General features: G+C 40.2%; 13 protein-coding genes. 12 read left to right on the forward strand and 1 reads right to left on the reverse strand.

Going from position 1 to position 11,080, the window contains the following annotated elements; genetic code table 11:
* Positions 1 to 2 precede the first annotated feature (2 nt).
* The 4 genes from B9A18_RS22620 (at position 3) to B9A18_RS22635 (ending at position 3,366) form a co-directional block, all read left to right on the forward strand.
* Positions 3 to 1,223 carry an efflux RND transporter periplasmic adaptor subunit gene (locus tag B9A18_RS22620; RefSeq protein WP_084291829.1) on the forward strand — a complete coding sequence of 407 codons (1,221 nt, stop codon included), beginning with the start codon at positions 3 to 5 and terminating at the stop codon, positions 1,221 to 1,223.
* Between the two features lie 54 nt (positions 1,224 to 1,277).
* Positions 1,278 to 1,844 carry a DUF3347 domain-containing protein gene (locus B9A18_RS22625; RefSeq protein WP_084291830.1) on the forward strand — a complete coding sequence of 189 codons (567 nt, stop codon included), beginning with the start codon at positions 1,278 to 1,280 and terminating at the stop codon, positions 1,842 to 1,844.
* A gap of 76 nt (positions 1,845 to 1,920) precedes the next feature.
* On the forward strand, positions 1,921 to 2,352 hold the full coding sequence (locus B9A18_RS22630) for a DUF2147 domain-containing protein (RefSeq protein ID WP_084291831.1): 432 nt from the start codon (positions 1,921 to 1,923) through the stop codon (positions 2,350 to 2,352).
* Complete coding sequence (locus tag B9A18_RS22635; protein WP_084291832.1) at positions 2,353 to 3,366, forward strand: WD40/YVTN/BNR-like repeat-containing protein; 1,014 nt, start codon at positions 2,353 to 2,355, stop codon at positions 3,364 to 3,366.
* 40 nt (positions 3,367 to 3,406) lie between these two features.
* On the opposite strand, the gene B9A18_RS22640 is transcribed toward B9A18_RS22635, so the two are convergent.
* On the reverse strand, positions 3,407 to 3,799 hold the full coding sequence (locus B9A18_RS22640) for a VOC family protein (RefSeq protein ID WP_084291833.1): 393 nt from the start codon (positions 3,797 to 3,799) through the stop codon (positions 3,407 to 3,409).
* A gap of 195 nt (positions 3,800 to 3,994) precedes the next feature.
* Here B9A18_RS22640 and B9A18_RS22645 point away from each other — a divergent pair, with 195 nt between their 5' ends.
* The 8 genes from B9A18_RS22645 to B9A18_RS25235 all read left to right on the forward strand — a co-directional run bounded on the left by B9A18_RS22645 (position 3,995) and on the right by B9A18_RS25235 (position 11,026).
* Entirely contained in the window at positions 3,995 to 5,257 is a 1,263-nt protein-coding gene (locus tag B9A18_RS22645) for a TolC family protein (protein WP_084291847.1), read from the forward strand.
* A gap of 17 nt (positions 5,258 to 5,274) precedes the next feature.
* Positions 5,275 to 6,177, forward strand: a complete 903-nt coding sequence (locus B9A18_RS22650; RefSeq protein ID WP_084291834.1) for an HlyD family secretion protein — start codon at positions 5,275 to 5,277, stop codon at positions 6,175 to 6,177.
* Positions 6,174 to 7,094: an ABC transporter ATP-binding protein gene (locus B9A18_RS22655; protein WP_084291835.1), complete on the forward strand. Its 921-nt coding sequence runs from the start codon at positions 6,174 to 6,176 to the stop codon at positions 7,092 to 7,094. Before B9A18_RS22650 ends, B9A18_RS22655 begins: the two co-directional genes overlap by 4 nt.
* A gap of 2 nt (positions 7,095 to 7,096) precedes the next feature.
* Positions 7,097 to 7,837 carry an ABC transporter ATP-binding protein gene (locus B9A18_RS22660; protein ID WP_084291836.1) on the forward strand — a complete coding sequence of 247 codons (741 nt, stop codon included), beginning with the start codon at positions 7,097 to 7,099 and terminating at the stop codon, positions 7,835 to 7,837.
* Positions 7,838 to 7,847: 10 nt separating this feature from the next.
* On the forward strand, positions 7,848 to 8,954 hold the full coding sequence (locus B9A18_RS22665; RefSeq protein ID WP_084291848.1) for an ABC transporter permease: 1,107 nt from the start codon (positions 7,848 to 7,850) through the stop codon (positions 8,952 to 8,954).
* Positions 8,951 to 10,069 carry an ABC transporter permease gene (locus B9A18_RS22670; protein ID WP_084291837.1) on the forward strand — a complete coding sequence of 373 codons (1,119 nt, stop codon included), beginning with the start codon at positions 8,951 to 8,953 and terminating at the stop codon, positions 10,067 to 10,069. Before B9A18_RS22665 ends, B9A18_RS22670 begins: the two co-directional genes overlap by 4 nt.
* A gap of 13 nt (positions 10,070 to 10,082) precedes the next feature.
* Positions 10,083 to 10,466, forward strand: coding sequence for an SMU1112c/YaeR family gloxylase I-like metalloprotein (gloA2, locus tag B9A18_RS22675; RefSeq protein WP_084291838.1), 384 nt, complete (start codon positions 10,083 to 10,085; stop codon positions 10,464 to 10,466).
* A gap of 386 nt (positions 10,467 to 10,852) precedes the next feature.
* Entirely contained in the window at positions 10,853 to 11,026 is a 174-nt protein-coding gene (locus B9A18_RS25235; protein ID WP_159452730.1) for a hypothetical protein, read from the forward strand.
* Positions 11,027 to 11,080 lie beyond the last annotated feature (54 nt).

Genomic DNA, 11,080 nt, shown 5'->3' on the forward strand with positions numbered 1-11,080 from the left:
CTATGGAACGGAAATTATTTTTAAAAGGATTGGCCATTGTGGCTGTGCTTCCATCGGTATTTATTGCGGCTTGCAGCAATGAAAAGAAACCTGAAGCAGCAGGTGCAGCAAAAGAAAAACAGCAAACTTTTACCTGCCCAATGCACCCGCAAGTAATAAAAAATGAAATGGGAACCTGCCCGATTTGCGGGATGGATCTGGTGCCGTTTGAAAAAAACAGCGATGATAAAGCCTTAAAGATTGATGCTACACGACAGGCATTGGCAAATATAACCACCATAGTAATCGGTGCAAATAGCTTGGCAGGTACCAAACAACTCAACGGAAGACTAACGGTGAATCCCGAACAAAGTAGTTACATCTCCAGTAGAATTGCCGGACGTGTTGAACAATTGTATGTAAGGGAAACCGGTGTTAAGGTGAGCAAAGGGCAACCTTTGTATAAGTTGTATTCTGAGCAATTGACTACCCTTCAGCAAGAGTACCTGATGGCAGTAGCTCAGGAAAAACAATTTCAGGGCGATAAAATAGAAAAGCAGATAGTGGCTTCGGCTAAGCAAAAACTACTTTTGTACGGACAATCTGAAAGTCAGGTACAGCAACTGATTAAAACACAAAAGAAAGATCCTTTTGTCGTGTTTTATGCTCCTGAAGGGGGTGTCATTGCCGAGTTGTCGGTAACGCAGGGACAATACGTAACAGAGGGAAGTCCGATATTAAGATTGGAAGGCTATGGTCAGTTATGGGTAGAAGCCGATGTGTATCCCAATGAGGTAAAAAATATCAAAGTGGGACAGAAAGTTAAAGTGATTGTTGCAGGATGGGAAAACCAGCCGCAGGAAATGACCATTAGCTTTATTACCCCGGCTTTGCAATCCGGTACACAGCTTACACAAATCAGAGGTAGTATTCCTAATCCCGGTAATCAGTGGCAGCCGGGTTTGCAAGCCAATGTTCTGCTTCCTTTAGCGAGTACGGGCAATGTGTTAACCTTGCCTGTCGATGCTGTAATAAGAGAGGGAAAAGGTATGCATGTGTGGATTAAAAAGAGCAAAGACACCTTTGAACCGCAATTGGTGAAAACCGGTCAGGAGAATGATAGTCAGGTAGAGATTACGGAAGGCCTGACAAACGGAGATCAGGTCGTGGTAACAGGTGCTTACCTTTTGTATAGCGAGTATATCCTTAAAAAGGGTAAAAATCCGGTTGATGTATTAAAATAAAACCATCACCTAATTAAAAAAAACTTAATAAGTAAATATTTAAAACACAGAAAAATGAGAACGATAACAAATTTTGTAATTACGTTGGCTGCGGTAACTTTATTTGCAGCATGCGGAAACACCCAAAAACCAGCAGAAACAGATCCTCATGCAGGGCATAATCATGCACCTGGTGAAGGGCATGGCGCGCCAGTAGAAAAAGTTGTAGCCTCTGGAGTAATCATAAAAGACGATAAATTAAATGCAGTTTATCAGCACTACGTTCACCTGACTAAAGCGCTGGTTGCCGGTGATATGGCAGAGGCTAAAGTAGCCGTAAATGCTATTGAGCTGGGGTCGAAAGCGTTAAATAACGGTGCTACTTTAACCGCTTTGGCGGCTAAGATTGGCGCGGCGACTGACATAGATGTGCAAAGAACATTGTTCTCTGATTTGAGCAACGATTTTATCCAGAGGGTAAAAACTGCCGGACTAAGTAGTGGAGAAGTTTATGTAGAGTATTGCCCAATGGCCTTAAATGATAAGGGGGCATCCTGGTTAAGCAATGAAAAGGACATCAAAAACCCATATTTTGGTGATAGCATGTTGACTTGTGGTGAGGTAAAAGAGACCATTAAATAATTTTTAGATTATATGCTTCATTTAGTATCTTAGGAAAGACTAATTTGTATTTAACAATAAGAAACTATCTATAGAAATGAAACACTTAACTTTTGTATTGCTTTTGACGGCGATTTCCTTTGCGGGCCTTGCCCAGAATAAAGATGCTATTGTTGGCAAATGGATCAACTCACTAAATGAGGCTCATATTGATATCACGAAACGAGGTGATAAATATTTTGGTAAGATTGTTTGGTTAAAGGATCCTAAGGACGAAAAAGGTGTTACCAAGATAGATTTGAAAAACCCGAATGAGAAGTTAAGATCTAAACCTATTGTAGGGTTGGAGATCCTAAAGAACTTTGTTTTTGATGATGGAAGGTGGACCGGTGGTACCATTTATGACCCGAAATCAGGTAAGACCTATAAGTGTAATATGAAACTGAATGGTAAGGACGAGTTAGATATGAGAGGGTACATTGGCTTCTCTCTACTTGGTAGAACTGAAATCTGGAAAAGAGTTAAATAGATGAAGCATATAATTTGTTGGCTGTTATTACTGCCATTTTTTGGTTTTGCACAAACCTATAACTTGATACCCTTAACAACCGGTACCAACACCAGTCTCAGAGGGATGTCCGTGGTTTCTGATCAGATAGCCTGGGTAAGTGGCAGCAATGGATACATTGGGAAAACAACCGATGCTGGGAAAACCTGGCAATGGACACAGCCAGCAGGTTATGAAAAATTAGATTTTAGAGATATTGAAGCTTTTGATCAACATAAAGCTATTGTCGTAAATGCCGGTTCACCCGCGTATATTTTACTGACTGTTGATGGTGGAAAGACCTGGACTGAACGGTATAAAAACCTGGATTCGGCCATCTTTTTAGATGGAATGGATTTCTGGAATGCGAAAAATGGGATCATCTTTGGTGATCCCATTTTGAATAAAATGCAGTTGTTACGCACACAGGATGGTGGATTGAGCTGGAACCCCATTACTTCAAATTTAAAATTTGATATGACGGTAGGAGAAGCCGGATTTGCTGCAAGTGGATCAACCATTAAAACTTTGCCGGGTGGCCACACCTGGATTGCAACCGGTGGAGCTGTTGCAAATATTTATTTTTCTGATAACTATGCCTATACCTGGAAAAAGTTTAGCTGCCCGATTATACAGGGTGAATCCAGTACAGGGACCTTTTCGATGGCCTTTCACGATAAAAAGAGAGGCGTTGTTGTTGGAGGGAATTACCTGAAAGATAAAGAAAACTCCAATAATGTATTGGTAACTAAGGATGGCGGAATGAACTGGGAAAAGCCAGTAAAGCCAGTTAGTGGTTACCGTTCTGGTGTTACTTATCTTAATGCTAAAGTATTAGTGGCTACCGGCACCTCCGGGACAGATGTTTCTCAGGATGGTGGCATGAACTGGTACCATATTTCTGATCAGAGTTTTAACGTGGTACAGAAATCTAAAAAAGGTAAATTGGTACTGCTTGCCGGTAATAAAGGTGTGATTTATAAGGTGACTCCTTAGTCTATTGCTAGACACCAAAGTCACCCTTGGTATTTTGCTTTTACTTCATTGAATACAGCCCGAAGGGGTTTCCTTCGGTATCTGAACAAATAGCGATAAATCCATATTCGCCAATAGAGAATTTTGAGCGACTAACGTGTCCACCTGCACCTGCAACGCGGCTTTCTTCAATACTGCAATCATCGCAGGGAAAATACACCATCGTATTGACACAAACTCCGTCACCCTCTTTAGCTCCCACCATCTCAACCAGCGCTCCTGATACCCCCATATTTCCCGGGTCTGAGAAAAAGGCCATTTTCATACTTTCCGGAGCTTCGGCAGGAGTGTCCATGTCTCTAAATTTTGTACCTAACACACTGCTGTAAAATTTCTTTGCTCTTCCAATGTTACTCACATAGATTTCAAACCAACAGATTACATTTTGATTCATTTTGATAAGCTTTAATTGTTTAAGATAATTCCAATTTACTTAATTAAGTCGAACTCTTTAATTGTTTATGCATTAAATTATTTGTGCATATACGACAACAAAAAGCACTTTGAAAGGTTTTGAATCATTAATATAATCTTCCTTTAATTTCTTTTAATCAAATGGTTAAGTTGTTTGTTAAATAAAGAAATGGAAATGAAATCTATATTTTTTACTACTATTATTTGTTTCGCATTTTATCAAACGAATGCACAAAATATAGAAGTCCTTTCTATCGAAGAATGCTATACATTAGCCCGTCAGAATTATCCTTTGGTAAAACAGGCAGAATTGATCTCAAAGGCTGCTGATTATGGAATTGATAACGCAGCAAAAGGGTATCTGCCGCAATTTAACATCAACGGGCAGGCCAGTTACCAATCGGATGTAACCAAAATCCCTATCCAAATTCCGGGCAGGACCATTCCTGAATTGAGTAAAGACCAATATCGGTTAAGCGGAGAAGGTACACAGGTGTTATTTGATGGCGGAGCGATCAGGCAACAAAAGGCCGCAATAGCGAGCAATGCCGCTGTTGCAAGTCAACAGTTGGAAGTGGAACTGTATAAGCTGAAGGATAGGATTAATCAGCTTTTTTTCGGTGTACTGTTGATAGATGGGCAATTGAAACAAAATGAATTGCTTAAAAAGGATGTTCAATTGGGAATTGACAAAACAAAAGCTGCTCTGGCCAATGGAGTCGCATTAAAAAGTAGTTTGAACATGCTCAAAGCAGAGCTGCTTAAAGTAAATCAAAAAGGCATAGAATTGAAATTTACCCGTAAAGGCTATCTGGATGTACTTGGATTGTTTATTCATAAACCTCTTCCTGAAAACATTGTGTTGTTAAAGCCAGTACGACCATCTCGCGGGGCAGAAATCCATAGGCCGGAATTAAGCTTGTACGAAAGTCAGCGTAAAAGTCTGGATGTCAGAGAACAAAACATCGCTGTGCGAAACCTACCAAGGTTTAATTTGTTCTTACAGGGGGGGATAGGTAGACCTGCGTTAAATATGTTAGATAATTCTGTTGAACCTTTTGCTATCGGTGGCCTTAGAATGAACTGGCCTTTATCCGGCTTTTACACGAGTAAAAAAGAGAAAGCCATTATAGAGATCAACAGAAAGGAGATAGATCTGCAAAAAGAGAGTTTCTTGCTGAACACCAATTTTATGGTAAAACAACAGAATGCAGAAATTGATAAACAATTCGACCTGTTGCATACGGATGATGAAATTATCGCCCTCCGTGTAAGTATTAAAGAATCATTTGCTGCACAGCTGGAAAATGGAGTGATCAATACCAGCGATTATTTAAGGGAGGTAAATGCCGAAGATCAGGCACGGCAAAGCAAAGTTATACATGAAATACAATTGTTGATGGCTTTGTATAATAGACAAATCACAACTGGTAATTAGATTTTAATAAAAAAATCATGAAACAGACCATTTTTGCAACATTGGTAATCTTATCTCTGATTTCCTGCAGCGCTAAGGAACAGGCCTTTGATGCATCCGGTACATTCGAGGCGGTAGAGACAATTGTATCTGCCGAGGTAACCGGACTTATTAACACCTTAAATATTGAAGAGGGGAAGGAGTTAAAGGCAGGAGAAATAGTGGGCCATATCGATAGTACGCAGCTGTACCTGAAAAAGAAACAGCTGGAGGCCCAGGTGGTGGCAGTCTTAGGTAAAAGACCTGACGTTACTGCACAGGTTGCTCCTCATCGGGAACAATTGAAACAGGCTGTTAACGAGCAACAACGAATCTCCAATTTGCTAATGGTTGATGCTGCCACTGCGAAGCAAATGGACGATGGAAATGCGCAGGTTGCCATTATTAAAAAGCAAATCGCAGCACAGGAATCTGCCTTAGGGATTACTTCAGCGAGTTTGAACAAAGAAACCGAGCCTTTGAATATGCAAATTGAGCAGGTAAATGATCAGCTTGCAAAATGCCGGATTGTAAATAAAACGGTAGGTTCTGTGCTGGTGAAATATGCAGAGGTAAATGAAATGGCGATCGCAGGTAAGCCTTTGTATAAAGTTAGCGATCTGTCTACCATGATTTTAAGAGCTTACATAACGGATAAGCAGTTGTCTAGTGTCAAACTAGGACAAAAAGTTGAAGTTTTGGTCGACGATGTGGGGGAGAAATATAAAACCTATGAAGGTATTGTGGAGTGGATTAGCGATAAAGCTGAGTTTACACCTAAAACGATTCAGACTAAAGATGAGCGGACCAATCTGGTTTATGCGGTAAAGATAAGGGTGAAAAACGATGGTTATCTTAAAATAGGAATGTATGGAGAGATAAATTTCTTAAAAAAGATATGAGCAACGGATATGCCATAGCGGTAAACCAACTCCGTAAAACCTATGGTAAGGAGCAGTTTGTTGCGGTTGATGATGTTTCGTTCCATGTGGATAAAGGAGAGGTGTTTGGCCTGATTGGCCCGGATGGTGCTGGCAAAACCAGTATTTTTAGAGTCTTAACTACTTTGCTGCTTGCCGAAAAAGGAACCGCAAGTGTGGAAGGCTATGATGTGCAGAAGGACTATAAGCAGATCAGAAAAATAATTGGTTATATGCCGGGGCGCTTCTCGCTCTATCCTGATCTTACAGTAGCTGAAAATCTGAATTTTTTTGCTACCGTTTTTGGAACCACCGTTGAGGAGAATTATCACCTGATAGCAGATATTTACGTACAGCTGGAACCATTTAAGGATAGAAGAGCAGGGAAACTTTCGGGCGGGATGAAGCAAAAGCTGGCTTTATGCTGTGCACTTATCCATAAGCCAGTCGTATTGTTTCTGGATGAACCCACAACAGGCGTAGATCCCGTTTCCAGAAAGGAGTTCTGGGAGATGCTCAAAAGATTGAAAGCGCAGGGGATTACCATTCTGGTGTCTACACCTTATATGGATGAAGCCGCATTGTGCGACCGCATCGCCCTGATTCAACAAGGGAAAATACTGTCGATCGATACCCCTGAAAATATGGTGAAGCAGTATCCTGAACAATTGTATGCGATTAAAGCCGATCAAACCTATGAACTGATTAAAGCGCTTAGAAAGTATCCGGAAGTATTGGATTGTTATGCTTTTGGTGACTATACACATGTTTCCTTTAAACATGTTTTTGAGGATGATTTATTGCGGCGTTACCTGATGAGCGAAGGTTTAAGTCAAATAGAGATTAAACCTGCTGTACCTACAATTGAAGATTATTTTATCAAGTTATTAAAAAGCTAGCTATGGAAAATGTAGTGATAAAAACAGATAAGCTGACTAAGCGTTTTGGTGATTTTATCGCTGCGAATGAAATTACTTTTGAAGTAAAGAAAGGGGAGATATTTGGGTTTTTAGGCGCAAACGGGGCGGGCAAAACGACGGCTATGCGGATGTTATGTGGATTGTCGATGCCCAGTTCGGGAACAGCCACTATTGCAGGTTTTAATGTGTACAAGCAAACGGAAGATATTAAAAGGAACATCGGCTATATGAGTCAGAAATTCTCTCTGTATGAAGACCTCACTGTATTGGAAAATATCAGGTTTTTTGGTGGGATTTACGGACTTAGTAACCGGGAGCTAAAAAGCAAGGGGGAAGAACTGGTGGAGCAGCTAGGTTTGCAAAAGGAAGCTAAGAAACTGGTTCAGGCTTTGCCATTGGGCTGGAAGCAGAAACTTTCTTTCTCTGTCGCAGTTTTGCATCAACCAAAAATTGTATTCCTTGATGAACCTACTGGTGGTGTAGATCCGGTAACGAGGAGGCAGTTTTGGGACCTGATTTATGAAGCTTCGGCAAAGGGGATTACCATTTTTGTAACTACGCACTACATGGACGAGGCGGAATATTGTGACCGGTTATCGATTATGGTAGATGGAAAAATTGAAGCACTGGATAGTCCTGCAAACTTGAAAAAGCAATTTAAAGCAGCGTCAATGGATGATGTTTTTTATCAGTTGGCAAGAGGCGCTAAACGTAGCGATTAAACATATGGCAATGAAGCAGTTTATCAACTTTGTGAAAAAAGAATTTGCCCATGTATTGCGCGATAAAAAGACACTGTTGATTTTATTTGGAATGCCAGTGATGCAGATCCTTATTTTCGGATTTGCCCTGACCAATGAAGTGAAGAACTCAAAGATCATTGTTATGGATCAGGCGAAAGACCTGGCTTCCCAACAAATTATTTCTAAAATAGCAGCAAGCAGGTACTTTGATATCGAAAATACGGTGATGAACACTGTGCAAATGGATGCTGAATTTAGAAAAGGAAAGATCAGGATGGCACTGGTTTTTCCTGCCGGATTCAATGAAGCGCTGCTTCATCAGGGAAAAGCGCAAATTCAGGTTATCGCCGATGCTTCGGATCCCAATACCGCTAACACACTCAGTAATTATGTTTCAGCTATTGTTCAGGATTATCAAAGCTCAGTGGATAACAGGGTAACCGTTCCTTACCGGATCGTTCCGGTACTGAGAATGTTATATAATCCCCAATTAAAAGGGGCGCCAAATTTTGTCCCGGGTGTAATGGCCCTGGTGCTGATGCTGGTCTGCGTAATGATGACTGCCATTTCTATTGTTAAAGAAAAGGAAACCGGAACGATGGAGGTTTTGCTGGTTTCGCCATTTCAGCCAATTCTGGTTATTCTTTCAAAGGCGGTTCCCTATCTTTTGCTGTCGCTGGTTAATGTAGCTTCTATTCTGCTTTTGAGTGTTTATGTGCTCGATTTACCAATTAATGGAAGTATATTATTGCTTTTCGCCGAAAGCACACTGTTTATCATTACCTGCCTGAGCATAGGAATTCTTATTTCTATAAAAACAAACTCCCAGCAGCTGGCGATGTTGATCTCTCTGATGGGCATGTTTTTGCCAACGGTGCTCTTTAGCGGTTTTATGTTTCCAATAGAGAATATGCCTTATCCGTTGCAGTTGATTTCTAATTTGGTTCCTGCAAAATGGTTTTACATGATTATAAAGTCGATCATGATTAAAGGATTGGGCTTTGCCGCGATCTGGAAGGAAACGCTAATTCTGGCCGGTTTCACAGTTGTTTTACTTGCTGTTAGTTTAAAAAGTTTTAAAATCAGACTGGCATGAGAACGATCAGGTTTTTACTGGAAAAGGAATTCAGACAAATATTTCGCAATAGAGCGATCCTGCTGATGATTATCGTGATGCCAACTATACAATTGATCATCCTGCCGCTTGCTGCTAATTATGAAGTGAAAAACATAAACCTTTCGGTAGTTGATCACGACCATTCTGGTTATGCTCAAAAGTTGATTTCGAAAGTAACCGCTTCAGGATATTTTAAGCTTACAGGCTATAATGTGTCTTTTAAAGAAGGGATGAAGTTGATTGAAGCAGATGAAGCAGATCTGATTCTGGAAATTCCACAAGATTTTGAGCGTAACCTGGTGCGGGAAGATCAGCAACAGTTGTTTATAGCTGTAAATGCCATTAACGGGGTAAAGGCAAATCTCGGAGGGGCCTATCTGGGGAGTATCATCAGAGATTTTAATAAAGAGATCAGATCAGAATTGTTACCTATTTCCAGATTTAACGGGGCCGCTGGTATTGAACTGACCTCATCAAATCGTTATAACCCATTTATGCAATATAAATTTTTTATGGTTCCCGGTATTATGGCTATTCTGGTTACCATGGTTGGAGGTTTTCTTTCGGCATTGAATATTGTAAAAGAAAAGGAGTTTGGTACCATTGAGCAGATCAACGTGACCCCAATCAGGAAGCATCATTTTATATTGGGAAAGCTAATTCCTTTCTGGGCGCTGGGAAATGTGGTCTTTACCATAGGTTTACTAGTGTCCTGGTTAATTTATGGAATTGTACCTGTGGGCAATCTGCTGGTATTGTATTTCTTTGCGTCGGTTTTTCTATTAGCGATTTTGGGCTTCGGATTGCTGATTTCTACTTTTTGTGATACGCAGCAGCAAGCCATGTTTATTATGTTTTTTTTCATGATGATCTTTATTTTGATGGGAGGCTTGTTTACACCTATTGATAGTATGCCCGAATGGGCAAAGGTGCTGTCCAGATTTAACCCTGTTAGTTATATGATAGCCGTGATGCGTATGGTGATTCTTAAAGGAAGTGGATTTAAAGATATATTACCTCAATTGGGTACGATGGCATTATTTGCGCTAGTGTTAAATACCTGGGCAGTGATTAATTATAAAAAGAGAAATTAAGTAGTTTTGTGGGATGATTAACAAGGTTCATCACATCGCTATTATCTGTAGCGACTATGCTGTTTCAAAAGCTTTTTACACAGAGGTATTAGGCTTTACTATAATTCGGGAAGTTTACAGAGCCGAAAGACAATCCTACAAACTGGATCTTGCTGTAAATGGGGTTTATGCAATAGAACTTTTTTCTTTTCCAGATCCGATAAAAAGGCCATCGAGACCAGAGGCTACTGGGTTAAGGCACCTCGCTTTTGAAGTGGACGAACTGGAGGTGGTGATCAATATGCTGGAAGATAAAGGAGTGGAGGCAGAGCCTATACGGATTGATGAATTTACCGGCAAACGGTTTACTTTTATTGCCGATCCGGACCAACTCCCGATAGAGTTTTACGAAAAATAAAATAATTTTTATTGCTCATACAATAAATCAAATATTTGATCGTCTATATATTTGAGAGCGTTAATTTAGATAACGGGGATGCGGTGGATTGCTGCGTCCCCGTTTCTTTTTTAAAGCATTTTTTCTTTCAGCCGGATCTGATCCTCAGATCATATAACCCACATGCTGCCAAAATTCATTCGTTTTTTTACAAGTACCCCCCAAAAAAAAGAACTAGTTTCTTTTAATCGTAAAACTATTTCAGTATCGGACAGACTGTAAACTAATCCCAGCATAAGACAATCCAAGGTTCCTACAGTTACCCTCAGGTAGCAAAAAAATATGGCGTGAGTGAACAAAGCATTATATCCTTTGTATCTTGGTACCGAAAGACTCAGAGTCAGCTTATGTCAGAAGAATCCATTGAATCAACAGGTGTGCCTTTGAGTTCAGAAGATCAAAAAAAGCTTGAAAAGCGACTTTTGTTAGCAGAAATGAAGATTGCAGCTCTTGAAAAGGTGATTGCAATCGCCAACCAGGAGTACAATACAGACCTCAAAAAAAAAGCTGCTACCAAGTGATTTATGAGCTAAAAGGAACACGCAAATATTATAGTATCGATAATCTTTGTGCTG

Source organism: Pedobacter nyackensis, assembly GCF_900176505.1.
GTDB lineage: Bacteria > Bacteroidota > Bacteroidia > Sphingobacteriales > Sphingobacteriaceae > Pedobacter > Pedobacter nyackensis.